The sequence below is a fragment of the Janibacter sp. Y6 genome, assembly GCF_040900765.1.
Lineage (GTDB): Bacteria > Actinomycetota > Actinomycetes > Actinomycetales > Dermatophilaceae > Marihabitans > Marihabitans melonis.
Window position 1 is genome coordinate 496,738 of sequence record NZ_JAKLYZ010000002.1, and the last position, 23,734, is coordinate 520,471.

The 23,734-nt window shown below is 72.0% G+C and carries 25 protein-coding genes and 1 tRNA gene; 18 read left to right on the forward strand and 8 right to left on the reverse strand.

Annotated elements, in window-relative coordinates:
• Window positions 1-123 precede the first annotated feature (123 nt).
• From L6241_RS07335 to L6241_RS07345, 3 genes are read left to right on the forward strand one after another with little or no spacing between them, the layout of a single operon-like run.
• Window positions 124-828, forward strand: a complete 705-nt coding sequence (locus L6241_RS07335) for a GntR family transcriptional regulator (RefSeq protein WP_251719697.1) — start codon at window positions 124-126, stop codon at window positions 826-828.
• 31 nt (window positions 829-859) lie between these two features.
• A complete protein-coding gene (locus L6241_RS07340; protein WP_368245557.1) occupies window positions 860-2,116 on the forward strand; it encodes a hypothetical protein in 1,257 nt (418 codons plus the stop codon).
• Window positions 2,113-2,796 carry a DNA-binding response regulator gene (locus tag L6241_RS07345; protein WP_368245558.1) on the forward strand — a complete coding sequence of 228 codons (684 nt, stop codon included), beginning with the start codon at window positions 2,113-2,115 and terminating at the stop codon, window positions 2,794-2,796. Before L6241_RS07340 ends, L6241_RS07345 begins: the two co-directional genes overlap by 4 nt.
• 254 nt (window positions 2,797-3,050) lie before the next feature.
• Here L6241_RS07345 and L6241_RS07350 read toward each other — a convergent pair whose 3' ends face one another.
• Entirely contained in the window at window positions 3,051-5,063 is a 2,013-nt protein-coding gene (locus tag L6241_RS07350) for an MMPL family transporter (protein WP_368245559.1), read from the reverse strand.
• 48 nt (window positions 5,064-5,111) lie between these two features.
• Between L6241_RS07350 and L6241_RS07355 the strand changes: the two genes are divergently transcribed.
• Genes L6241_RS07355 through L6241_RS07365 form a run of 3 tightly spaced genes read left to right on the forward strand, consistent with a single transcriptional unit; the run spans window position 5,112 to window position 6,750 of the window.
• A complete protein-coding gene (locus tag L6241_RS07355; RefSeq protein WP_368245560.1) occupies window positions 5,112-5,564 on the forward strand; it encodes a MarR family winged helix-turn-helix transcriptional regulator in 453 nt (150 codons plus the stop codon).
• A 35-nt stretch (window positions 5,565-5,599) separates the two neighbouring features.
• Window positions 5,600-6,079 carry a DUF427 domain-containing protein gene (locus L6241_RS07360; RefSeq protein WP_368245561.1) on the forward strand — a complete coding sequence of 160 codons (480 nt, stop codon included), beginning with the start codon at window positions 5,600-5,602 and terminating at the stop codon, window positions 6,077-6,079.
• Window positions 6,073-6,750: a hypothetical protein gene (locus tag L6241_RS07365; RefSeq protein ID WP_368245562.1), complete on the forward strand. Its 678-nt coding sequence runs from the start codon at window positions 6,073-6,075 to the stop codon at window positions 6,748-6,750. The genes L6241_RS07360 and L6241_RS07365 overlap by 7 nt, the downstream gene beginning before the upstream one ends.
• An 11-nt stretch (window positions 6,751-6,761) precedes the next feature.
• Here the strand turns inward: L6241_RS07365 and L6241_RS07370 are convergent, their stop codons facing one another.
• Both L6241_RS07370 and L6241_RS07375 read right to left on the reverse strand, forming a co-directional pair.
• On the reverse strand, window positions 6,762-7,454 hold the full coding sequence (locus L6241_RS07370) for an ABC transporter ATP-binding protein (protein WP_368245563.1): 693 nt from the start codon (window positions 7,452-7,454) through the stop codon (window positions 6,762-6,764).
• Window positions 7,451-8,530, reverse strand: coding sequence for an FtsX-like permease family protein (locus tag L6241_RS07375; RefSeq protein ID WP_368245564.1), 1,080 nt, complete (start codon window positions 8,528-8,530; stop codon window positions 7,451-7,453). The genes L6241_RS07370 and L6241_RS07375 overlap by 4 nt, the downstream gene beginning before the upstream one ends.
• A gap of 155 nt (window positions 8,531-8,685) precedes the next feature.
• Between L6241_RS07375 and L6241_RS07380 the strand changes: the two genes are divergently transcribed.
• Genes L6241_RS07380 through L6241_RS07390 form a run of 3 tightly spaced genes read left to right on the forward strand, consistent with a single transcriptional unit; the run spans window position 8,686 to window position 11,068 of the window.
• Entirely contained in the window at window positions 8,686-9,861 is a 1,176-nt protein-coding gene (locus tag L6241_RS07380) for a sensor histidine kinase (protein ID WP_368245565.1), read from the forward strand.
• Window positions 9,858-10,478 (forward strand): response regulator, encoded by a 621-nt coding sequence (locus L6241_RS07385; protein WP_368245566.1) that lies wholly within the window; start codon window positions 9,858-9,860, stop codon window positions 10,476-10,478. Before L6241_RS07380 ends, L6241_RS07385 begins: the two co-directional genes overlap by 4 nt.
• A gap of 59 nt (window positions 10,479-10,537) precedes the next feature.
• Window positions 10,538-11,068, forward strand: a complete 531-nt coding sequence (locus L6241_RS07390) for a DinB family protein (RefSeq protein WP_368245567.1) — start codon at window positions 10,538-10,540, stop codon at window positions 11,066-11,068.
• A 38-nt stretch (window positions 11,069-11,106) separates the two neighbouring features.
• Here L6241_RS07390 and L6241_RS07395 read toward each other — a convergent pair whose 3' ends face one another.
• The gene (locus L6241_RS07395; RefSeq protein ID WP_368245568.1) at window positions 11,107-11,640 is read right to left on the reverse strand and encodes a DUF4188 domain-containing protein; all 534 of its coding nucleotides are present in this window, start codon (window positions 11,638-11,640) and stop codon (window positions 11,107-11,109) included.
• An 84-nt stretch (window positions 11,641-11,724) separates the two neighbouring features.
• On the opposite strand from L6241_RS07395, the gene L6241_RS07400 reads away from it, so the two are divergent.
• Entirely contained in the window at window positions 11,725-12,399 is a 675-nt protein-coding gene (locus L6241_RS07400; protein WP_368245569.1) for a MerR family transcriptional regulator, read from the forward strand.
• On the opposite strand, the gene L6241_RS07405 is transcribed toward L6241_RS07400, so the two are convergent.
• The gene (locus tag L6241_RS07405; protein ID WP_251719683.1) at window positions 12,393-13,394 is read right to left on the reverse strand and encodes a hypothetical protein; all 1,002 of its coding nucleotides are present in this window, start codon (window positions 13,392-13,394) and stop codon (window positions 12,393-12,395) included. The two genes, L6241_RS07400 and L6241_RS07405, sit on opposite strands and share 7 nt — an antisense overlap.
• Window positions 13,395-13,572: 178 nt before the next feature.
• Here L6241_RS07405 and L6241_RS07410 point away from each other — a divergent pair.
• Together L6241_RS07410 and L6241_RS07415 are read left to right on the forward strand one after the other, a co-directional pair.
• Window positions 13,573-13,655 (forward strand) — tRNA-Leu (locus L6241_RS07410).
• A 229-nt stretch (window positions 13,656-13,884) separates the two neighbouring features.
• Window positions 13,885-14,412 carry a hypothetical protein gene (locus L6241_RS07415; RefSeq protein WP_368245570.1) on the forward strand — a complete coding sequence of 176 codons (528 nt, stop codon included), beginning with the start codon at window positions 13,885-13,887 and terminating at the stop codon, window positions 14,410-14,412.
• Window positions 14,413-14,505: 93 nt separating this feature from the next.
• Here L6241_RS07415 and L6241_RS07420 read toward each other — a convergent pair whose 3' ends face one another.
• Window positions 14,506-14,871: a hypothetical protein gene (locus L6241_RS07420; protein ID WP_368245571.1), complete on the reverse strand. Its 366-nt coding sequence runs from the start codon at window positions 14,869-14,871 to the stop codon at window positions 14,506-14,508.
• A 287-nt stretch (window positions 14,872-15,158) separates the two neighbouring features.
• Here L6241_RS07420 and L6241_RS07425 point away from each other — a divergent pair, with 287 nt between their 5' ends.
• Genes L6241_RS07425 through L6241_RS07440 form a run of 4 tightly spaced genes read left to right on the forward strand, consistent with a single transcriptional unit; the run spans window position 15,159 to window position 18,428 of the window.
• Window positions 15,159-16,163 (forward strand): FAD-dependent monooxygenase, encoded by a 1,005-nt coding sequence (locus L6241_RS07425; protein ID WP_368245572.1) that lies wholly within the window; start codon window positions 15,159-15,161, stop codon window positions 16,161-16,163.
• Entirely contained in the window at window positions 16,160-17,080 is a 921-nt protein-coding gene (locus tag L6241_RS07430; protein ID WP_368245573.1) for a 3-carboxyethylcatechol 2,3-dioxygenase, read from the forward strand. The genes L6241_RS07425 and L6241_RS07430 overlap by 4 nt, the downstream gene beginning before the upstream one ends.
• Window positions 17,081-17,105: 25 nt before the next feature.
• Window positions 17,106-17,939 carry an alpha/beta fold hydrolase gene (locus L6241_RS07435; RefSeq protein WP_368245574.1) on the forward strand — a complete coding sequence of 278 codons (834 nt, stop codon included), beginning with the start codon at window positions 17,106-17,108 and terminating at the stop codon, window positions 17,937-17,939.
• 39 nt (window positions 17,940-17,978) lie between these two features.
• The gene (locus L6241_RS07440; RefSeq protein ID WP_251719671.1) at window positions 17,979-18,428 is read left to right on the forward strand and encodes a hypothetical protein; all 450 of its coding nucleotides are present in this window, start codon (window positions 17,979-17,981) and stop codon (window positions 18,426-18,428) included.
• Window positions 18,429-18,518: 90 nt separating this feature from the next.
• Here L6241_RS07440 and L6241_RS07445 read toward each other — a convergent pair whose 3' ends face one another.
• Both L6241_RS07445 and L6241_RS07450 read right to left on the reverse strand, forming a co-directional pair.
• Complete coding sequence (locus tag L6241_RS07445; RefSeq protein ID WP_368245575.1) at window positions 18,519-20,147, reverse strand: ABC-F family ATP-binding cassette domain-containing protein; 1,629 nt, start codon at window positions 20,145-20,147, stop codon at window positions 18,519-18,521.
• A 199-nt stretch (window positions 20,148-20,346) separates the two neighbouring features.
• Window positions 20,347-21,078 (reverse strand): hypothetical protein, encoded by a 732-nt coding sequence (locus L6241_RS07450; protein WP_251719669.1) that lies wholly within the window; start codon window positions 21,076-21,078, stop codon window positions 20,347-20,349.
• Between the two features lie 71 nt (window positions 21,079-21,149).
• Between L6241_RS07450 and L6241_RS07455 the strand changes: the two genes are divergently transcribed.
• Together L6241_RS07455 and L6241_RS07460 are read left to right on the forward strand one after the other, a co-directional pair.
• A complete protein-coding gene (locus tag L6241_RS07455; RefSeq protein ID WP_368245576.1) occupies window positions 21,150-21,971 on the forward strand; it encodes an arylamine N-acetyltransferase in 822 nt (273 codons plus the stop codon).
• An 80-nt stretch (window positions 21,972-22,051) separates the two neighbouring features.
• Complete coding sequence (locus tag L6241_RS07460; protein ID WP_368245577.1) at window positions 22,052-23,728, forward strand: NERD domain-containing protein; 1,677 nt, start codon at window positions 22,052-22,054, stop codon at window positions 23,726-23,728.
• Window positions 23,729-23,734 lie beyond the last annotated feature (6 nt).

Genomic DNA, 23,734 nt, shown 5'->3' on the forward strand with positions numbered 1-23,734 from the left:
CATCGACCCTGGCGCGGGACAGCCGCGTCGTCGGGGCTGCGACTGACAACGTAGCGATTGTTCAACAATCCGGCAATGGGTCGATCCGACGAACGGTCGCCCTTCGCCGCTTACAGTGAACGGGTGACGGACAGCGCGCTCGCCGACGCCCTCGGCCGGATCCCCCGGGGACGCACGGCGCTGCCCTCCGCGGCGGAGCGGGTCAGCGACCTGCTGCGCGAGCAGATCGTCGACGGGGCGCTGCGCTCCGGGACGCGCCTCACCGAGGAGACGATCAGCAGCTCGCTCGGCTTCTCCCGCAACACCATCCGCGAGGCCTTCGCCCTGCTCACCGCCGAGCGTCTCGTCGTCCGCGAGCCACACCGCGGGGTCTTCGTCGCGACGCCGACGATCGCCGACGTCCGCGACCTCTACCACGCCCGCCTCGTCCTCGAGCCGGCCGCGCTCGAGCACGGGCCCGGGTACGCCGACGACACCCCGGGCCGGCTGCGCGCGATCGTGGACGGGGCGCTCGCCGCCCGCGCCGACGGCCGGACGAGCGGGGTCGCGCAGGGCAACCAAGAGTTCCACCGCACGATCGTCCGGCTCTCCGGCAGCCGACGGGTCGACGTCCTCATGGAGAGCGTGCTCGCCGAGATGCGTCTCGTCTTCCACCTCATGGGCGACGACCCCGGCTTCCACACCCCCTACCTCGACCGCAACGTCGAGATCGTCGACCTCCTCGAGGTGCAGGGGCGAGGGGTGGCCGCGACCGCCCTTCGCTGCTACCTCGGCGACGCCCGCGACCACCTCCTCGGTGCCCTGGGCTCCGCGCTTTCCGCGGGGTGACCCCGGGCGGGCCGTCGGGGATCATCGACGCGTGACCGACGACAGCGCTGCCCCGAACCGCCGGTGGTGGTGGCCGGGCTCGCTGCCGACGACGCAGGCCGGGGCGCTGTGGGGCATCGCCCTGCTCGTCATGGGCGCGCGCGTCGGCACGCTGGTGCAGATGGCGCCGTCCTTCACCTCCGCGCTGCGGGTGGCTCCCGACGAGCGGGCCGCCGCGCTCACGTGGCTGGCCGCTCTCGTCATGACCGTCGCGGTGTGCGTGCGGATGATCGCCACCCGCGGGCCGCTGTCGACGGCGTGGACCGCCGTCGACCTCGCCGTCGCCTGCGTGCTGCTCGTCCTCGGGCCGCTCACCGTGCCCGACGACTTCCGCGTCGGGACGTGGGTGGGCTTCCAGCCCGGGTACGCCCTGGGGGTGCTGCTCACCGCGAGCGCCCTGCGCAGCCACGTCCTGTGGCTCGGGGCGATGACCGCGGTCGTCGCCTCCGCCTCGGTCTACATGGCCGACGGCACGCGCACCCACCCGAGCACGGTCCTGGGCAACCTGCTCACCTACATCGCCCTCGGCATCGTCGGCCGTCTGCTCGTCGGCTACAACCTGCGTCTGGCGCAGGACGCCGACCGTGCCCGCGCGCTCGCCGCCGAGCTCGGCCGGCGCGAGGAGGAGCACCGCGCCCGGGTGGCGATCCACAACGGCGCCGCGGTGATGCGCCTGCTCACCGACGACGACGTCGACGACAGCACGCGCGAGCGGCTGCGCCAGCAGGCCCTCGTCGAGTCCCGCCGGATGCGCGCCTATCTCCAGGGGCCGGCGCCAGGTGCGAGCCCGGCGCAGGGCGAGGTCGCCCTCGCCGGTCGTGTCCAGGCCGTGTGCGAGCGCTTCGTCGACCTGCGCCTGGAGACCTCGCTCGACCTCGGGGCGCAGGTGCGCCTGGCCGCCGAGGACACCGAGGCGGTCGAGCAGGCGCTCGCGAGCGTGCTGCTCAACGTGCGTCAGCACGCGGCGGCCTCGCTCGTCGTCGTCCACCTCGACTCGGACGAGGGAGACGACGACGTGCATGACGGGAGTGCCCACGGGGGTGAGGGGACCCCCCTTCGCTGGGTGCTCTCGGTGCACGACGACGGGGTCGGCTTTGACCCCCAGGTGACGGACATGGGGGTGGGGCTCGGCGACGTCGTCGTCGGCGAGCTCGCCAGCCGTGGGATCGGGGTCGACATCGACTCCGAGCCCGGGATCGGGACGACGGTGCGCATGGGCACCATGGAGATCGGGGTGGAGCAGGGATGACGCAGGACCAGCCACGGGTGCGCGCGCTCGTCGTCGACGACGCGACGGTGATCCGCGAGTCGATACCGGCGCTCATGCCGGGGATCGACTTCGTGGGGCAGTACTCGAGGGTCGAGACGCTGCTCGAGGACCGGCCGGTCGCCGACGTCGTCGTGCTCGACCTGCACCTCGTCAACAGCACTCAGCCCTCGGCGCGCCAGGGCGTCGCGGCGGTGCGGATGCTCGTCGACGCCGGTTACCGGGTGTGCGTGTACAGCCAGGAGGAGCGCCGCTTCGTGCTCGCGGCGTGCATGGCGGCGGGGGCGACGGGCATCGTCTCGAAGTCGTCGCCCACGGCCGAGGCCCAGGAGGCCTTCGTCGACGCGGCGGCCGGTCGGGTCGTCGTGCCGCAGGCGATCATCGGGCTCATCGAGGTGCTCGTGCGTCGCAAGAGCCTGACGATCCTCTCGCAGCGCCAGCGCCAGGTGCTCGCCGGCCGCGCCCGCGGGCTCACCTACGCCGAGCTGAGCACCCAGCTCTACCTCTCGGAGTCGACCCTGCGCGGCTACTGGCGCGACCTCACGACGAACGTCTCGACCCACCTCCAGCAGACGACCCCCGCCGAGATCGAGCGTGCGCTCGGTCTCGGCCCGGGTGACCTGCTCGAGTTCTGGCCCGAGTCCCCCGCCCGCCCCCGCTGACCCCTTCGCGTCCTGGTGGAGACCCACATTTCCCTAGGTTTCTGCCATCCGCCCGCGAACGTTCGCGAGCGGATGGCAGAAACCTAGGGAAATTCGAGGTGGTGGCGGTGTCGCGCCCCCTCTCCACGGTCCCGCGCCCCATGAAGTGCTCGTCCGGTGACTAGGACGCTGCCCCATCAAGTGCTAGTCACCACATCAGCGGCATCTCCGGCAGGCGACCCGGGGCCGTCGTCCACCGCGAAGAGGTGGGCGGGTCAGCTCACCCTGCGCGGCCACCAGAAGCGGTCTCCGAGCATGAGGGTGATCGCCGGCACGACGACGGTGCGCACGAGCAGGGTGTCGAGGAGCACGCCGATGCAGATGATGACGCCGATCTGCGCGAGGACGACGAGCGGCAGGACGCCGAGGACGGCGAAGACCGCGGCGAGCAGGATGCCCGCGCTCGTGATGACCCCACCGGTGGCGGCCAGCGCACGCAGCATCCCCTCGCGGGTCCCGTGCTCGCGGGTCTCCTCCTTCGCGCGGGTGACGAGGAAGATGTTGTAGTCGACGCCGAGCGCCACGAGGAAGAGGAAGGCGTACAGCACCGTGATCTGGTCGAGCGCGGTGAAGCCGAAGACCTTCGTGAAGATCCACCACGAGACGCCGATCGCCGCGAAGTTCGTCGCCATGACCGTCGCGATGAGCACGAGCGGCGCGACGAGGCTGCGCAGCAGGGCGATGAGCGCGACGAGGACGAGCCCGAGGATGAGCGGCAGGATGAGCAGCCGGTCGCGCTGCGCCCCGTCGCCGACGTCGACCGCCTCGGCCGTCGTCCCGCCGACGTGCGTGTCGGCGAGGTCGGCGTCCGCGATGGCCGCCCGCAGCGCGACGACCGCGTCCTCGGCCTCCTGGCTGTCGGGCTGACCGGGCAGCACCGCCTGGAGCTCGCTCACCCCGTCACCCGAGGCCCCGGGGCGGACCGACTCGATGCCGTCGACCCCTTCGGCGACCTTCGACACCTCCGCCGGGTCGGCCCTCGTGACGATGACCGCAGGGTCGGAGGAGCCGGCGGGGAAGGACTCGGCGAGGCGCTCGGCGGCGACGATCGCCTCGGGCTTGTCGAGGAACTGCTCGGACTGCGGCAGGCCGAGGCGCACCGAGACGACACCGGCCGACATCACCGCGAGGAGCACGACGGCACCGCCGACGAAGACGGAGGGGCGGCGGGCGACCGCGTCGCCGATGCGGCGCCACAGCGAGCGGCCGTCGCTGAGGGTGGTCTCGCCGGCGTGGGGGACCTTCGGCCAGAAGACCCAGCGCCCGAAGAGCGAGAGCACCGCGGGCAGCAGGACGAGCGCCGACAGGACGGCGATGACGATGCCGATCGCGCTCGCCAGGCCGAGGCCACGGGTGCCCGGGGTGAGCGAGAGCAGGAGGCAGAGCACGCCGACGACGACCGTCGTCGCGCTCGCGAGGACGGGCTCGAAGGTCTTCGCGAGGGCCTCGGTGAGGGCCTCGCGGCGGTCTTCGGTCACCCGCAGCGCGTCGCGATAGCGCGACATGAGGAGCAGGGCGTAGTTCGTCCCCGCGCCGAAGACGAGGACCGAGAGGATGCCGGTCGTCGAGTCGTCCCACGTCATCCCGAGACGCTCGAGGACCTGGGTCGCGGCGACCGTCGCGGTGCGGTCGCCGACGCCGATGACGGTCAGCGGGATGATCCACAGGACCGGGCTGCGGTAGGTGAGGATGAGCAGGACGGCGACGACCGAGGCGGTCGAGAGCAGCAGGCGGGTGTCGGCCCCGTCGAAGACCGCGGCGAGATCGGCGGTGATGCCCGCGGGCCCCGTCACCTCGGCGGTGATGCCGTCCGGGGTGCGCTCGTCGAGCTCGGCGCGCAGGTCGCGCACGGCGTCACGGATCTTCGGGCTGTCCGTCGTCTCGATCGGCACGAAGGTGATCGCCGCGGTGCCGTCCTCGCTCGGGACGACGGTCGCGTCCTCGCCGAGACCGGCGGCCTTCGCGAGCTCGGGCAGCTCGGCCTTGTCGATCGTGCCCTCGTCAGCGGTGAAGAGGACGAGCGCCTGGGTGCCGTCCTGCTCGGGCAGCTGCTCGCGCAGCTCGGCCGCGGCCGTCGAGTCGTAGCCGCGGGGCAGGGAGTCGGTGGGGGTGGCCTGTCGCTCGCCGGCCCCGAGCGACATGACGAAGCCGATGAGCACGAGGCCGAGGACGATGACGGCCCAGGCGGACCGCTTGCCCGTGATGAGGGCGGCGACGCGATGACGCACCGTAGACTCCTGGTGTCGAAGAAGATTGCTAACTAAGTGAGTTATATCGTGAACGAAGGTACGACGGGGCGAGGTGGTCCGTCCACTTCTAGTCCAGCCCGCTCCCTGCGCACCCTCGTCCAGGTCGCGGCCGGCGTGCCGGGGGCGATGGCGCGTCGTGCCGGCTTCTCGCACAACGAGATGGCGGTCCTCGACCTGCTGAGCGACGCACCGCAGGGACCGGCGGAGATCGCGCGCGCCCTCTCGGTGAGCTCGGCCGCCGCCTCGGGCATCGTCGACCGGCTCGTCGCCCGCGGCTACGCCGTGCGCACCCCGCACCCCGAGGACGGGCGGCGCACGCTCGTCGAGATCTCCGACGCCGGTCGCACCGAGATGCTCGGCCACCTGCTGCCGATGCTCGGCCCGCTCCAGGCCCTCGACGACGCGATGACCGACGCCGACCGGGCCGCCGTGCAGCGCTACCTCGACGGCGCCACCCAGGCCATCCGCCGCCTGCTCTGAGCCCACCGGCCGCCCCGCGGTGCGACGATCGCCAGATGAGCGAGCACCCCGTCGAGTCGGTCTGGGACTACCCGCGCCCGCCCGCGCTCGTCCCCTTCGCCGGTCTCGTCGAGGTCGACGTCGCCGGTCAGAGCCTGGCCCGCACGACCTCCGCGCTGCGGGTGCTCGAGACGAGCCACCCGCCGACGTACTACCTGCCGCTCGCCGACGTCGACACCTCGCTGCTGCGACCCGTCGACGGCGGGCGCACGATCTGCGAGTTCAAGGGCGTCGCGAGCTACTTCGACGTCGTCGTCGGTGACCGCGTCATCTCCCGCGCGGTGTGGACCTATCCCGACCCGATGCCCGCCTTCGCCGAGCTGCGGGGCCACGTCTCCCTCATGCCGGGGCTCATGGACGAGTGCCGGGTCGACGGCGAGGTCGTCGTCGCGCAGGAGGGCGACTTCTACGGCGGCTGGGTGACGTCGTGGATCACCGGCCCCTTCAAGGGCGGACCGGGGACGCGCGGGTGGTGAGGGCTCTCGTCCTGCCGAGCCCGCTGCTGCCGGCGCTCGCCTATATCGAGCTCGCGGACGCGCTGACGCGGGCGGGCTGGTCGGCCCGCGTGGCCGCGCCGGACCTCGGCGAAGGGGAGGGTGCCGGTGACCTCGTCGAGCGCTGGGCCGGCGAGGTCGGCCTGAGCGACGTGCTCGTCGCCCACAGCAACGCCGGCTACCTCGCCCCGCTCGTGCGCGAGACCACCGGCCTCGACGTGCCCCTCGTCGCGATGGACGCCGCGCTGCCGCCGGCCGAGGGCCGGTACGCGCTCGCCCCGCCGGCGCTGCGCGACATGCTCACCGCGCTCGCGGACGCCGACGGGCTGCTGCCGCCCTGGACCCGCTGGTGGCCCTCCGGCGCGCTCGACGACGTCGTGCCCGCCGACCGTCTCGCCGAGCTCGACGCCGCCTGCCCGAGGCTGCCCGTCGCTTACGTCGACGTGACTTTCGAGGCGCCGAAGGGGTGGGCGACGCGGCCCTGCGCGTATCTCGCCTTCGGGCAGACCTACGCCGAGGAGATCGCCGCGGCCCGGTCGTGGGGCTGGCCCGTGCGCGTCCTCGACGGCGAGCACCTGCACCACCTCCAGGCCCCCGACGAGGTGGCCGCCGCGGTGGTCGCCCTCGCCGCCCCCTTCGTCCCTGCGGACTGACTCATCTCGGATCACGCGGGGCGGAGGGCGGGCTCGACGACCCTGCCGTCGACGACGGTGACGAGGGCGTCGAGCGTGTCGCGGTGGACGAGGTCGTGGGTGACGAGCAGGGTCGCCGTGCCTCGCTCGTGGGTGAGGCGGGCGACGAGGTCCATGATGTCGGCGCCGCGCTCCTGGTCGAGGGCGCTCGTCGGCTCGTCGACGAGCAGCACGGAGGGGTCGGTGACGAGCGCCCGGGCGATCGAGACCCGCTGACGTTGACCGCCGGAGAGCTGGGCGGGCCGCTTGTGCGCCTGATCGGCCAGCCCGACCTCCGCGAGCAGCTCGTCGGCCCGCTCGCGCACGGCCGCGCGGCGACGACGCCCGTCGCCGCCGAGCTCGGCCATGACGAGCAGCTGGTCGCGAGCGGTGAGTGAGGGCAGGAGGTTCGACTGCTGGAAGACGATGCCGATCCGCTCGCGCCGCAGCGCCGTCGCCTCGTGCGCCGAGAGCGCCGCGGCGTTGACGTCGCCGACCCAGACGTGACCGGAGTCGGGGCGGATGAGGGTGCCCGCGACGGCGAGGAGCGAGGACTTGCCGGACCCGGACGGCCCGGTGATCCCGGTGACCACCCCGGCCGGGGCGGCGAGGCTCACGTGGTCGACGGCCGTGACGCGGGAGTCTCCGTCGGGGAAGGTGAGGGTGACGTCGTCGAGGGTGATCATCGGTTGCTCCCGAGGGCGGTGAGGGGGTCTGCCTTGGTGACGGTGCGAAGGGCGACCGCGGCCCCGGCGAGACCGAGCGCGGCCATGGCGAGGCCGGGGACGACGGTGGTCAGCGGGCTGAGGACGAAGGGGAGCGCCCCTCCGGCGAGCAGCCCGAGCCCGACGACGAGGGCCAGCCCGACGCCGATGCCGACGACGAGCACGACGAGGGCCTGGCCGAGAGCGTCGCGGACGAGCGAGCGGGTCGACGCGCCGAGGGCCTTGAGGACGGCGATGTCGCCGGCGCGCTGCATCGTCCACACGGTGAAGAACGCGCCGACGACCAGAGCCGAGACCCCGAAGAGCATGGCGATCATCAGACCGAGCGAGCCCACCTCGGAGCGGAAGGTCTCGAGCGCGGTGAGGCTGCGCAGCGGCGAGGCCGCCGAGGTGCCGGTGGCGGCCGCGGTCGCCTCCCAGTCAGGGGAGCCGCTGACAGCGAGGACGGTCGCCTCGCCGTCACCGCCGAGCCCGCGGTCTGCCGCCGCCCAGGCCTTCGGGCTGAGGGCGACGACGGGGGTGTGGCTGTACCAGACGTCGCCGCCGACGGAGGCGACGCGGTAGGTCGTGCCGCCGACGGTGACGTCGTCCCCCTTCGTCACGCCGAGGTCGGACGCAGCCCCCGAGGACAGCCCCACCTCGTCGTCCGCGGCGGGGGCGAGGTCGGACACCGCGCCGGCGGGGGCGTCGCGGGGGAGGCCGAGCAGGGCGACCGCGACCGGGCCGGACCCGGTGCCGGTCGCGCGGCCCTGGGTGACGCCGACCGGGGTGACGCCGGTGACGTCGGGGGTCTCACGCCACCGGTCGACGGTGCGCTCGCCGACCGAGGAGTCGGCGAAGGACGGCTGCCCGTCCGCTGGCAGCTCGAGGACGAGCCGGTCGCCGGGCAGGCCGAGGACGGCCGAGACGTTCTGCGAGGCCAGGCCGCCGGTGAGCCCGGCGAGGAAGCCGACGAGCAGGGTGATGAGCGCGACGACCGCGCCGATGAGGGCGAAGCGACCGCGGGCGAAGCGCAGGTCGCGCCAGGCGACGAACACGAGATCTCCTGTCGGGGTGGGGTGCGGGGGGTCTCCCCGCTGTCCTCTCCAGCCTGGCGACGGAGGGCCCGCGATCCATCGCCGTGAGGACTGGTCTCGCGATCCACCTTTCGGTTGATCCGGGAGGGGCTCGCCCTTCGTAGGCTGAGGTCGTCATGCGGCACAGCTCCCTCACCCCCGTCTTCGTCGGGCTGCGCACCGGGCTGCACGTGCTGCTCGCGGCGCTGCTGGCGCTCGTCGTCGTGCAGGTGCTCGCGCGGCACGACGGCACGACGTGGGTCGCGCTGGTGCTCGCCGCGCTCTTCGCGCTCGTCTACGTGCTCGGGGCGCGGCTCGCCTCGACGACCGGGACGCGACGGGCCACGGCGTCGGCGCTCTGGGTGGGGGCGCTGACGCTCGTCTGGGTCGCGCTGCTGTGGCTCGCGCCCGAGGCCGCCTACCTCGTCTTCCCGCTCTTCTTCCTCTACCTCCACGTGCTGCCGGGCGCGGCCGGGCCGGTCGCCGTCGTGCTCGCGACCGGGGTCGCGGTCGTCGCGCTCGGCCTGCACGGCGGCTTCACCGTCGGCGGGGTGATCGGGCCGCTCGTCGGCGCGGGGGTCGCCCTGCTCATCGGGCTGGGCTACCGGGCGCTCGCGCGCGAGGCGGTCGAGCGTGAGGCGCTGCTCGCCGAGCTCGTCGCGACCCGTGACCGGCTCGCGGCGACGCAGCGCGAGCAGGGGGTGCTCGCCGAGCGGTCGCGTCTCGCCCGCGAGATCCACGACACCGTCGCCCAGGGCCTGTCGAGCATCCAGATGCTGCTGCACGCCGCCGAGGCGGCGGACGGGGAGCGGCCGGGGCTCGAGCACATCCGCCTCGCCCGGGCCACCGCCGCGGAGGGCCTGGCCGACACCCGGCGCTTCATCCGCGAGCTCGCCCCGCCGGCGCTCGACGCCGGTCTCGGGCCGGCGCTCGTGCGGCTCGGCCAGCGGTGGGAGCGCGAGGGGGTGCGGGTGCACGTGAGCGTGCCGCCGGGCGACCCCGCGCTGAGCATGGACGCCCAGACGGCGCTGCTCCGGGTCGCGCAGGGTGCGCTGGCCAACGTCGCGCAGCACGCCGGGGCGAGCGAGGTGCGGGTGGCGCTCACCGATCTCGGCGGGGGCGCGCGGCTGGTGATCGCCGACGACGGGGTCGGCTTCGACCCCGCGGCCGTGCGCGAAGGGGGAGGCGCGAGCGACTCCTTCGGGCTGCGGGCGATCGCCGAGCGGGTCGAGCAGCTCGGGGGTGACCTCGTCGTCGACAGCGCCCCGGGCGACGGGACGACGCTCACCGTGACCCTGGAGGCGGCGCCGTGATCCGCGTCGTCATCGCCGACGACCACCCCGTCGTGCGGGCCGGGCTGCGGGCCCTGCTGAGCACTGCCGAGGATGTCGAGGTGGTCGGCGAGGCCGAGACCCCGGGTGCGGCGGTCGACCTCGCCGGCTCGCTCGTGCCCGACCTCGTGCTCATGGATCTGCAGTTCGGCCAGGAGCTCTCGGGGGCGGACGCGACCCGTCGCATCCGGGCCCTCGACGCCCCGCCGTACGTCCTCGTGCTGACGAACTACGACAGCGACGGCGACATCCTCGGCGCCGTCGAGGCGGGGGCCAGCGGCTATCTGCTCAAGGACGCGCCGCCGCATGAGCTGCTCGCCGGGGTCCGGGCCGCCGCGGCGGGGGAGAGCGCCCTCGCGCCGGCGGTGGCCAGCCGGCTCATGGCACGGATGCGCGCGCCGCGGGTGAGCCTGTCGGCGCGCGAGATCGAGGTGCTCGCGCTCGTCGCCGAGGGAGCGTCGAACGGCGAGATCGCCGGCCGCCTCCACATCACCGACGCGACGGTGAAGTCGCACCTCGTGCACGTGTATTCGAAGCTCGGGGTGACCTCGAGGACCGCGGCCGTCTCGGCCGCCCGCTCGCTCGGGATCCTGCGCTGACCCCCTTCGCCCGGTAAGTCGGTGGCCCGGCGGTCGCGCGACGTGGTGGGGTGGCGCCCATGACGTGGACCGCACCCGAGGTCGCCGACGAGCGACCCGACCTGGACATGACCGCCGACGAGCTGCCGGGGCTGCTCGAGTGGCTCGAGATGTACCGCGCGACCGTGCCGCTCAAGGTGGCCGGGCTCACTGGTGAGGAGCTGTGCCGCCAGCCGGTGCCCGGGTCGACCCTCAGCCTGCTCGGGGTCGTGCGGCACCTCACCGAGGTCGAGCGCTACTGGCTCACCGACGTGCTGCTCGGCGACGACAGCCCCGACATCTACAGCCACCGCGAGGCGCCGGAGGGAGACTTCGAGCTCGGGACGCCGCAGAGCGCGCCCGCCGATATCGAGCGCTTCGACGACGAGGTCGCCCAGGCCCGTCGTCATCTGGCCGGGGTCGGGTCGGTCGACGAGCTGGCGAAGGGGTTGCGTCACGGCAAGCCGGTCAACGTCCGGTGGATCCTCGTGCACCTCGTCGAGGAGTACGCGCGGCACCTCGGGCACATGGACATGCTGCGCGGTGCTGTCGACGGGCGTCTCGGGTACTGAGGGTCCGGTCGGTCGGCCGGACTCAGGCGGCGGGCCGGTCAGGCGGGGGCGACCTCGGCGTCCGTCGCCGCGTCGCTCTGGGTCGTCGTGCCGAGCCGCTGGGCGGCCCGGTTGCCGCGGCGCCCGGCGGGGACGGTGCCGGTGGCGGCGCCGAGACCCACCACGGAGTCGACGTACATGGTCTCGATGCCGGCCGCGGGCACCGCGTAGGTCTCGTGCCATATGCCGACCGCGCCGGGCGCGCTACGGACGGCCTGGTTGAAGGCGCGCCAGGCCGGGACGTGCTCGGCGTTGGGGTTGCTCGCGTAGGCGTAGAGCTCGTCGGTGCTGCGCCAGTACTGGATGACGACAGGGCCGCCGGGGCCGATGGCGGTGCGCGAGCCGAGGTAGCCGAGGTGCGGCTCGAGGCCCTGCGCCGCGCGGGCCTTGTTGCGCTCGAGCTCGGCGAGCATGCGCGGCATCGCGGCGAAGACGGGGGCGAGCTTGTCGACGCGCCACCACTTCGTCGGGCGCATGCCGATGAGGAAGACGACGACGTCGCCGTCGTGGGCGTGGGTCCTGCGATCGGCCATGGCTGCTCCTTATACGTTGGATAGTGCTGATATCCAGTATTGGGTACTAGTACTATCCAGTGTCAAGAGGGAAAGGGCCTAGCGGTGAAGATCTCCGAGCTGGCGAGCGCGACCGACGTCGGCGTGCCGACGCTGAAGTACTACCTGCGCGAAGGGGTGCTCCACGCGGGCGAGGTGCGCTCGCGCACCCAGGCGAGCTACGACGACAGCCATGTCGAGCGCGTGCGGCTCGTCCGCGCGCTCACGGGGGTGGGCGGCCTGTCGATCGCCGCCGTCCGCCGGGTGCTCGACGTCATCGAGGACCCGGGTGTCGGACCGACCGACGTCATGGCCGCTGCTGCCGCGTCGCTGTACGAGCCGGAACCAGAGCCCGAGCGCGAGGTCCCTGAGGTGCGACGAGCGCAGCGAGGAGCCTCGAAGGGCGATGACTCCGCGGCCCGCGATCTCGTCGACGACCTCGGCTGGCACATCTACCCTGACGACCCGGCCCTCGCCGCGCTCAACGAGGCCTGGTCGGCGTGCTCGGACGCGGGGATCGGTCTCGACGCTGCTCGTATGCGCCGGTACGCGACCTCGATGCACAGCGTCGCCGAGACCGACGTCTCGAGCGTCCCCGCAGACCCGGCCGGGGCAGTCCGCCAGGTCGTTCTTGGCACGGTCCTCGTGGACCCGGTGCTCCTCTCCCTTCGCCGCCTTGCCCAGCAGGACGTCGCCGTCCGAGCCGGCGCGATCAGCCCGCCGCCGACGGGGCGTCAGTAGCGGCGCCAGCCGATCATGGTGCTGCCCGAGCGGCAGGTCCTGATCTCACTCGCCATGCCACTCCAGTCTGCGTAGACGGCACAGCGGAATCCCTTCACGGAAGCAGTTCCGTTGGACCACCGGGCGTAGTCAGCTGCGCGCACGACGCTCTTCGCTGTGGTGCAGCCGACCCCTACGGTCCCGATGCTCAGTGCCATGTCATCTGACTGAGGCGTGTAGACCACATCGCCACATTGCGAGAAGCTCCGAACCCCTGCGACGTGCCACCACGCGGACTTCCGCCCAACAGCCTGAGTGACCGTCGACTTCTGGGTGGTCGATCGAGCCCAGGACCCGTTCGCCCATCGGTACGTGGTCTGCGAGCTCGTCCAAGCCTTCGAGGGGTATGCCTTCGGTGCAGCGCTGGTCCGGCGGAGGTAGACCTGGCCGCCGCTGGTGGATCGGGAGAACCCGACGGACGGATAGTCCCCCTCGTAAACACGCCAACGGACGTTGCCCGACGACGAGTCACCGACGGGCGACTTGAGCGTCGTCAGGGCACCGTCGCGGTAGGTGATGACCCGAAACTCGGTCCATTGCGCGCGCCGCGAGTCACCGGACGCGCTGACGTCTCCTAGGAGTGAACCGCGTCTCGTGCCGACGATGATCTCCGACCCGCGCCGGCCGTCGATGCTGCCGATGTCGAAGAAGGCGTTGGTGGAGTACCACGTGACCCCGGTGGTGCGGGTGCTCATCGTGCGCCCCGCGGCGGTCCGCACGTGGATCGTGCTAGTCCCGCGCGGGACGTAGCCCTCGACACCGTCGATGTACCCGTTGACGATGCCGACCTGATCGACCCTCCCGTCGCCGTCGATGTCGGCCGACGCGACCGTGCGACAGCCCGAGATGCCGGAGCAGACGCTGGTGGCCGCGGGTGCAGCCGTGGCTGCACCGGCGGCCGCCGGGATGGGGATCAAGGCGAAGGCCGCGACAGCAGTGGCGAGTCGGCGTGGCATGAGGTCTCCTCCGAGGGTGGTTGGTCGAACCCTAGGGGCCCGGTGCGACTGCCGTGACCATTCCGACGGAACTGCCGGGCGGGGTTCGTTCGAGGTGGTCGAGGCAACCGCTTTGGTCGAAGGGGCGCCGGTAGGGCACAATGGGCGCGCTTGCGACTTCGGTCGTCAGCGCACTCACGCGAGAGTGGCGGAACGGCAGACGCGCTGTCTTCAGGTGGCAGTGTCCTTATGGGCGTGGGGGTTCAAATCCCCCCTCTCGCACCGCATGGCGAAGGCCCCTGGACCAGATGGTCCCGGGGCCTTCGGCGTGCCTGGCTCTCCGCGATACGGCGATCCTCAAGTCTCCAAACGGTCTAGAGGCGCCGATGGCGCCTCGGCTCAGCGGTCCCGTGGTTCGCATCGCTGGTAAGCGATCGGACGTTATTCGTCCTCTGTCCCCGGTTGAGTAAATCTGACGCACTCAGACTTAATCCTGAGACATACTGACTGAATGACCTCAGATGCGACATCGAAGCGCGGCTTGGGACTTGTTCTCACGGGGGTACTCCTCGCGGTTTCGCTACCCGTAGTGGCCTACGGCGTATTTCGAGCAGGACTCGACTTCAGTGTTCAGATTACGATCATCATGGCCCTCCTGACGGCCCTTGCGGTGACTGCCTACCTCGGGACACGCGCCGGCCGGCCCGCCGTTTTCGTAGCGATCGCGCTGCTCCTCCCGTATGCGCTCTTGGCAGGCTGGGCCTATGGCGGGGCGCAGCGGTTGTCTACGGGGCTCGAGGATGCGTTTAGCGAAGACACTGAGCTGATCGAGCCGTCAGATGAATACACCGGTCCTTCCTACGAGGATGTGCCCGATGTCGACGGGTTTCCTGAGCTGACACCCGATCCGAATGCAACAGGCGCAGACGACAATGCTGATGGAATTCCGGACGACGCGTACTCGGGTCAGATCTGCGAGGCGGAATCATCTGGCGAGGTGCAGACCTGCATGCTCAACGGGGGAGAGCCCCGCCCTTAGGCGACAGGTGGGGTACCCACCCGACCCCATCGAGCGCGAATCGCCGGTACGCACGAGGCGTAGCGGCGATTCGCGCTCACTCTGCGGTAGCGCTCAGGCGTCGACCGGGGTCCGGGCCGGCTCAGCGGCGGCGGGGTCACCCCTTCGCTCTCCCGCGTTCCGCGAGAACCACACGGCCAGGCCGCTGACGACGTACGCGGCCACGATGTACAGACCGAGGTCGCGGGTGCCGGCGTCGGCGGTGACGAGCTCCTGCGCGACGAGCGGGGCGAGGCCGGCCCCGAGGAGAGAGCCGAGCTGGTAGGTCGCCGAGACGCCCGAGTACCGCGCGGTGGGCTCGAACATCTCGGAGAGGTACGCGCCGACGGGGCCGAACATCGAGGCCTGGATGAGTGGGTTGCCGACGAAGAAGGCGACGGCGACGAGGACCGGCGACCCGCTGTCGAAGAGGGCGAACATCGGCCAGATCGCGACCGGCGGAGAAGATCGCGCCGGCGACCATCGTGCGGCGCCGCCCGACCCGGTCGCTCACCCACGCGAAGAACGGGATCGTGAAGACGTGCACGAAGTTACTCAGCGTGAGCATGTAGAGCGCGGTCTCGCGGGTGACGGCGCCTGCCTCGACGACGTACGGGACCATGAAGACCGCGAGCAGGCTCTGGATGAAGAGCGGCGCCATGACGCCGAGGGTGCCGAGCAGGACGGCGCGACGGTACTTCGTCACGAGGATCGCGACGGGGAGACCGGTGTGCACCTCGCCGCGCTCGCGGGCGGCCTCGAACTCCGGGCTCTCCGGGCGCATCGCGAGCCACTTCCGCGAGGGTCGCGTCCTCGTCGCCGGCGACGCCGCGCACCTCATGCCCGTGTGGATGGGCCAGGGGTGGAACTCCGGCATGCGCGACGCGACGAACCTGTCGTGGAAGCTCGCGAGCGTGCTGTCCGGCCAGGCCGACGACGGCATCCTCGACAGCTACGAGTCCGAGCGGCGCGACCACGCGAAGGCGATGATCGACCTGTCGATGACCCTCGGCAACGTCATCAAGCCGACGAACCGCGTCGTGTTCGGTGCCCGCGACGTCGCCAGCCGGGTGCTCAACCTCAGCCCGCAGGTCAAGGACTACTTCGCGGACATGAAGTTCAAGCCGATGCCCTTCTACGCCGAGGGCGTCGTCGTCGAGCCGGACACCCTGCGCTCCGGACGCCAGGAGCGCACGCGACGCTCGCGCTTCATGACCGTGCGCAACGCCGTCTCGAAGGTCACCCCCGTCGGCACGCAGTTCATCCAGCCGCGGGTGCGCACCGCCGACGTGCACGAGGCGCGTCTCGACGACGTCGTCGGCCCGTGGTGGACCGTCGCCGCGTGGGGCAACGACCCCGCCCGTCTCTTCACCCCGCAGGAGCGAGAGCAGCTGCGGCACATCGGCGCTCAGCTCGTCTGCTTCACCTCCGAGTCGCAGCGGGCGTGGGCGCAGGACAACCTCGCCGACCCCGAGACGCTCGTCGTCGGCTGCGTCGACGGCGCTCTGAAGAGCTGGTTCGACACCCGCGCCATGGGCGTGGTCTTCCTCCGGCCTGATCGCTTCGTCGCGGCCGCATGCCTCGCTCAGGAGGCCGGCAAGGCGCTCGCCTCGCTGCGCACCGCGATGCACGCCACGCCGGTCGCGCCGGGTGCGGTCGCCGATTCCGCCGAGGTCGCCGGTGACGCCACGCACGCCGGGGCGGCCACCCCTTCGCTCGAGGTCGTCGCATGAGTCTCTCGCTCGTCGCGATGTCCCACACGCCGCTGCTGCGCCGGATCGACCCGGGCCCGGAGATCTCCGGCGAGGTCGAGGGGGCCTTCACCGCGGCCCGCGACTTCGTGCGCGAGGTGGACCCCGAGCTCGTCATCACCTTCGGGCCGGACCACTACAACGGCTTCTTCTACGACACGATGCCGCCCTTCTGCCTCGGGCTCGGGGCCTTCGGGCTCGGCGACTACGGCACGCCGACCGGCGAGCTCGACGTGCCGTCCGAGCTCGCCGAGGAGCTCGCCGGGTACGTCCAGGGCGAAGGGGTGGACCTCACCGTGTCGCGGCGGATGGGTGTCGACCACGGCGCCGTCCAGCCGCTCGACGTCATCTTCGGCGGGGTCGACACCCTCCCGACGATCCCCGCCTTCGTCAACGGTGTCGCCGCCCCCTTCGTCCCCATGGCGCGGATCCGTGCGCTCGGCGAAGCCATCGGCCGGTGGGCGGCCGACCGGCCCGAGCGCATCCTGCTCATCGCGTCGGGCGGGCTGAGCCACGACCCGCCCGTGCCGCGGTGGGCGACGGCGCCCCCGGAGGTCCGCGAGGGCCTGCTCGACGGGCGCAACCCGACGCCCGAGGCGCGGGCCGCGCGCGAGCAGCGCGTCGTCGACACCGCGCTCGCCTTCGCCGAGGGCGAGGCCGGCATCCAGGATCTCAACCCGGAGTGGGACCGCGAGTTCATGCGGGTCTGCGCGGCGCAGGACACCGCCGCCTTCGACGCCTACGAGGCGGGCGAGATGGCGGCCGAGGCGGGCAACTCCAGCCACGAGGTGCGTGGCTGGGTCGCGGCCTTCTCCGCGCTCGGCGCGACCGGCCGCTACGAGGTCGGCTACGAGTACTACCGCCCGATCCGGCACTTCATCGCCGGCTTCGGGTCATGACCGCACGACGAGAGGACACGCCGCGATGAGCGAGCTGACGTACGACTCCACGAGCCGGATGGTGCAGACGCGCCAGTGGCGGATCCATGTCAACGAGGCCGGCAACGGCCCCGTCGTCTTCCTCCTGCACGGGTCCGGCCCGGGCGCGACGGGGTGGAGCAACTTCTCGCAGAACATCCCGGCGCTCGCGCGCGACCACCGCGTCATCGCCGTCGACATGCCCGGCTGGGGCGAGTCCGACCCGGTGTCCTGGCAGGACCGCGACCACTCGACGGCCCTCGCCGATCTCATGGACGCGCTCGAGATCGACCGCGCGGCGGCCGTCATCGGCAACTCGATGGGTGGCGGGACGACGCTGCGCTTCGGGTACGAGCACCCCGAGCGGGTCGAGCGGCTCGTCACGATGGGCTCCTCCTCCGGCGGGCCGACGCTCATGGGCCCGGCCGGGCTCACCGAGGGGCTCAAGGTCCTGCAGAAGGGGTATCGCCAGCCCTCCTTCGAGACGATGCGCGAGCTCGTCGACATCATGACCTTCGACTCGACCTTCGCCACCGACGAGCTCATCCAGGGCCGCGCCGACATGGTGCTGGCTCATCCCGAGCACGCGCAGAACTTCATCGAGGGCACGGGCAAGCGTCCCGTCGTCGAGCTCGACCACGCGCGGCTGCGTGGGATCACCGCGCCTACCCTGCTCTTCCACGGGCGGGACGACCGGGTGGTGCACTTCGAGCACTCGCTGCGGCTCACGTCGCTCATCCCGGACTCGCGGCTGTATCTCATCAACGGCTGCGGCCACTGGCTGCAGACCGAGCACGCGGAGGAGTTCACGAGCCAGGTGCTGCACTTCTTGCAGGGCTGAGTTCGCGTCGGCGTAGCGAGGTGGCGGCAGGATGGGTGCATGACCTCACCTGCGCGCCGCGAGACCGACGGATCGAGCACGGGGGTGCTGCGCCGGGTCGCGCAGGGCGCCCTCGGGGGCGCGATGCTCTTCGCGGGGACCGGGCACCTTACCTTCGCCCGGCAGGAGTTCCAGGCGCAGGTGCCGCCGTGGGTGCCGCTCGACGTGGACTTCGTCGTGCTGGCGTCCGGGGTCGTCGAGATCGCGGTCGGGGCGGCGCTGCTCGCGACCTGGCGGCAGCCCCGCCGAGCCCTCGTCGGCGCCGCGACCGGTCTGCTCTTCGTCGCCGTCTTCCCCGGCAACATCGCCCAGCTCACGGAGCGCCGTGACGCCTTCGGGCTCGACAGCGACGGAGCCCGGGCGGCTCGCCTGGTCTTTCAGCCGCTCCTCGTCGCCTGGGCGCTGTGGGCCACCGACGCGGTCGGTGAGTGGCGCCGGCGAAGGGGGTGACCCGGCCCTTCGAGGCTCGCTGGCGCTCGCACCTCAGGGGCCTCCGCTCGTCGACGTCCGAAGGCCCTCCGGTTTAGTCGGTCTGGAGGACTAAACCCCTCGATCCACGAGCACCCCGTCCTCGATCGACCACCGACGAGTCAGCCCAATGCGCCCGAGAAAGCCCTCGTCGTGGCTCACGACGAGCAAGGCTCCCTCGTAGGCCGACAGCGCCTGCACGAGCTGCTCGACGGACTCGACGTCGAGCGAGTTCGTCGGCTCGTCGAGGATGAGCAGCTGCGGCGCGGGGTCGGCGAGCAGGACCCTGGCCAGCGCGAGACGGAAGCGCTCCCCACCGGAGAGCTCGCGTACGTGCTGGTCACCCCGCGACCCGCGGAAGAGGAAGCGGGCCAGCTGGGCGCGCACCTCGTGCGGCGTGCGTGACGGAGCGGCCGCCCGGACGGTCTCGACGAGCGTCGCGTCCTCGTCGTCGAAGCGGATCCGTTGCGGCAGCAGCCCGGTCTCGGTGACCCGCTGGACGACCTCGGCGACCGGCGCCGGTGCACCGTCGGGCGGGGAGTCATGCGTGCCATGCCGCATGATCGCGCCGATGAGCGTCGACTTGCCGGCGCCGTTGCGCCCGGTGAGCGCGATGCGCTCCGGCCCGCGCACCGTGACGCGACCGCCGTCCGGCGCCACCAGCGTGAGCACGTCGCGCCCCGCCGGCACCCGCGTCTGCGGAAGGTCGACCCGGATCGTCGCGTCGTCGCGCACCCGACCCTCCGCCGACTCGAGGGCCGCCTGCGCGCCGGTCTCCCTCCCTTCGTGCAACGCCTTGGACCGAGCGCTCGTGCGCTCCGAGCGTGCGGCCAGCCCGCCGGCGAGGATCTTCGGCATCCCGCCCGCGAGCTGCGCCCGACGCCCGGCCGCCTCGGCCCGCTGCCGCCGCTCGTGCGCCTCGATGCGCTCCCTTCGCTCCCGCCGGACCTCGGCGCGAGCCTCCCGCACGTCCTGGGCGGCCACGGCCTGCTCTGCCTCGACCGCCTCGCGGTAGACGGAGTAGGGACCCTCGACGGTCCGCAGCTCGGAGCCGCGGACCTCGGCGATACGGTCGACCCGCTCGAGGAGCGCGGTGTCGTGGCTGACGACGACGAGGGTGCCGCGCCAGGTCGCGACGGCGTCGTGCACGAGCGCGCGGGCGGTCGCGTCGAGGTCGTTCGTCGGCTCGTCGAGCAGCGCGATGTCGGCCCGCCGCAGCCTGATGCCGGCGAGGCCGACGAGCACGGCCTCGCCACCTGAGAGCGAGGCGACCGGGCGGGTCAGCAGCGAGGGGTCGCCGCGCAGACCGAGGCCGGCGAGGGTGGCCAGGGCCTCGGCCTCGACGTCCCAGCGGTCGCCGACGGTCTCGAAGACCTCCGTCGACACGTCACCGGACTCTATGGCTGCGATGGCACGCAGGACGGGACCGATGCCGAGGGCGTCGGCCACCGTGCCCGGGCCGAGGGCGAGGTGCTGCGGCAGCATCGCGACCGTGCCGCTGGTGTCGACCCGTCCCGCGGTAGGTGCGAGGTCGCCCGCGAGCAGGCGCAGGAGGGTGGTCTTGCCGGCGCCGTTGCGGCCGACGAGGCCGGTGGTGCCGTGACCGAGGGATCCGGTGAGGCCCTCGGGCGGGCCGAAGACGACGGTGCCGTCGCGCCAGACGAGCTGGGCGTGGTTGAGCGTGATGGCGGGCTGAGCCATGGGAGATCCTGTCGAGCGTCGGGGCGCTGACGGGTGCGTCGACGATGCGTGGTCGTCGGGTCAGCGCGTGGTCGCGGCTCCGCGGATCTCGGTCATCTCGGCTCTCATGCGTGGCAGGGCGTCGGTGCTGTCACCGCCGACGTCGGTCGCTGCCAGGCTAGCGAAGGGGGAGGACAGCGTCGACGCGATATCGGCCGGGTCAGCGTCGGGGGAGCGTCACGGCGGTGGCCGCCGCCCAGCCGAGCAGCGCGACGGTGACGACGAGTAGCCCGAGGGTGAGCGCCGCGGGGCCGCCTGCGGCCCAGCAGATCGCGGTGAGCGTGCCGATCGACATCGCGCCGAAGGCGATGCGCACGACGGCCGAGCTCGTGGCGGCCGCCGGGTCGAGGCGCGTCCCGTCCATGACCTCTCGGGTGGCGAGGAAGGCCTTGACCGGCAGCACGACGACGAGCAACGACATCAGCCCCATGAAGCCGGCGACGCCCCACCCGCCGAAGAACATGAGCGGCGCCGCCGCGAAACCCCGCGCGTCGCGCGGCCAGTAGTAGTGGTCGTAGATCCCCTCGCTCGTCGAGGTGATGAGGTCCTGGCCGTACCCGCTCGCGCCGAAGGCGACCCAGACGACCGTCGAGATGACGACGCTCGGCAGCGGCGTGAGGATGCAGGCGATGAAGAGCCGCTGCGCGAGCGGGAGGGCCGTCCGGCGCCACAGCAGCTCGAAGCTCGCCCAGATCGCGACCACCGACGGCGCGGCGAGCGGGAGGTTGCCCAGGTGCCGGTCGCCGTACGCATCGCTCAGGCTGTCGTAGCTGCCGTAGATGCTCGCCAGGGCGAGCAGCCCGATGAGCCCCCAGGTGTACGGCGAGATCTCCGCGAGCAGCAGCTGACCCGGGGACTGCCGGCCCCGGACCCTACGCGCGCTGCTCCTCACGGGGCCGAGCATCGCAGGGATGTCGTTGCGGGAGTTGACCTCACGTGCACCTGAGGGTCGAAGGTGGGCACATGCCCTTCGCACTCGACGCCTACCTGGCCCGTACCGGTGCCTCCGCCGAGCCGCCGAGCCTGGCCGCGCTCGGGGCGCTGCAGACGGCGCACGTGCGGACCTTCGCCTTCGACGACATTGACGTGCTCCTCGGTCAGCATCCCGGGGTCGGTCTCGACGCCGTGGCCGAGAAGTTCATCGACCGCGGGCGTGGGGGCTACTGCTTCGAGCACGCCACGCTCTTCCACGCCGCGGTGACCGCGCTCGGGTACGACGCGCAGCTGCGTCTCGCGCGGGTGGGGGACCCGCAGCAGGCCCCGCGCACGCATCTCGCGGTCGTCGTGACGATCGACGGCACGCGCTACCTCAGCGACCCGGGCATCGGCGTCCCCCCGCTCGGGCCGATCGAGCTGCGCGACGGAGCGCGCTTGGAGGGCGGGATCTGGGATCACGAGATCCGTCGGGTGGACGAAGGGGGAGCCGGCCCGGCCTGGCAGCTGTGGCGGCAGCGGGCGAAGGGGTGGGAGCTCATGCACTCGACCGACGAGGTGCCGGTGCGTCCCGTCGACGTGGTCATGGGTCACCACTACACGTCGAATCACCCGTCGTCGCACTTCACCCGGACGCTCACCGTGGCCCGGCATCACGTCGACGCCGACGGGCGTCCGGTGCACATGACGCTGACGCTCGACGGGCTGCAGATCCGGCGGGCAGGGGAAGAGACGCAGCTGCGGGAGGTGGCAGACGAGCAGATCCCGGAGCTGTGCGAGCAGATCGGTGCTCATCTCACCGATGACGAAGGGGGACGCCTCGTCGAGCGGGTGAGGGAGCTGCGGTCGTGAGGTGATGACCCGCCACAACGCGGTGCTGCAATTTGCACGAAGCGCAGGTCTGAGGCGTCCCGGCCTGCCAGGGTGAACCCATGACCAGGTCAGGGCCGACCCTCCTCCCTCCCGACCCCTCCTTCGGGCACCCCAGCGAGGCGGAGGTGTGGCGACAGATCGTCGACCAGGCGCCTGCGCACTGGACGGTGATCGCCTGTCAGCACCTCACCGACGAGGAGCGCGAGTACGAGATCGACCTCATCGTGCTCATCCCCGATCACGCGATCGTCGTGCTCGAGGTCAAGAGCGGGTCGGTGTGGATCGACGAGAGTGGTCAGTGGTGGCAGGGACGGTCTGGTGCAGAGCACCGCATCGACCCACTCCGGCAGGTCGAGCTTGGCAAGTACGCGGCACGGCGATACGTCGAGAACGACCCGAGATGGAGCCGGGGACGGTTGCGGTGGTGCCACGCACTCGTGCTGCCGAACTCTGTCGTCGCGGACGACTTCGCCCTGCCAGACCTGCCTCGGTCGATGGTGCACGGGCGCGACGACATCGCAGGTCTGGTCAAGCGCCTGGCCGCCGCCGGGCGCGCCAATCCTGAGGGGCACACCGCGCCCACGGAGGACGAGTGCGACCTCGTCGCAGAGATCCTGCGGGGAAGGTCGCTCCCCCTTCGCGATGTCGTCGCTGCCGCCGCTGAGCGCGGGGACGAGGTCACCTCACGGCTGACCGCCGAGCAGGCGATGATCCTCAAGGTCACTCGGCTGCTCAACCGCGTTGAGATCCGAGGAGGGGCCGGGAGCGGCAAGACGGTCCTCGCCCTGGCGCAGGCACGCGCGCTGACCCGGGGAGGTGACGGCCGAGCCAAGCAGCGGGTTGCCCTGCTGTGCTACTCGATCGGCCTGGCGTCCTACTTCAAGAGGGAGGTCGCACCCGACAAGTACAACCGGAAGCCTGCGTTCGTCGGGACCTTCGAGGACTTCGCCCGGCACATCGGTGTGGAGGAGTTCGGGACACGTCAGGACGCAGCGTTCTGGGAGCAGGAGCTGCCGGATCGGATGGCGGAGCTCGCCGCCGAGCTGCCGGACGGCAAGAAGTTCGACGCGATCATCGTCGACGAGGCTCAGGACTTCGCAGACTCCTGGTGGGTCCCGCTCCTGCGATCGCTCGTCGACGAGGAGGACGGGGGCCTCTACGTCTACTCGGACGAGAACCAGCGGGTCTTCCCTCGCTTCGGCCGTCCCCCGGTCCAGCTGGTCCCTCTCGTCCTCGATCACAACCTTCGCAACACTCAGCAGATCGCTGACGTCTTCTCTTCTCTCACGCCCATGAGGATGCGTGCCCTCGGTGGGCAGGGTCCGGAGGTCACCTTCGTCCCCACTCCAGCAGGGGAAGACCCGCAGGCAGCCGCGGACGACCAGGTCGACGCTCTCCTCGACGAGGGCTGGCGCGAGGAGGACATCGCGCTCATCGCGACCGGCCGACGCCACCCGGTGCAGTCCGAGCTGCAGGAGGACGAAGGGCAAGAGGGGTATTGGGCGTCCTTCTGGGACAGGGACTCCGTCTTCTACGGGCACGTCCTGGGGTGCAAGGGGCTCGAGCGCCGGGCCGTCGTTTTGTGCGTCAACGACACCGGGGTGCACGACCGGTCGAAGGAGAAGTTGTACGTCGGCCTCTCCAGGGCGACAGATCGACTCGTCGTCGTCGGGGATCCGGAGATGATCACCGCGATGGGCGGGGTCGACGTCGCTCGGCGGCTAGGGGCGGGGTGAGGGCGG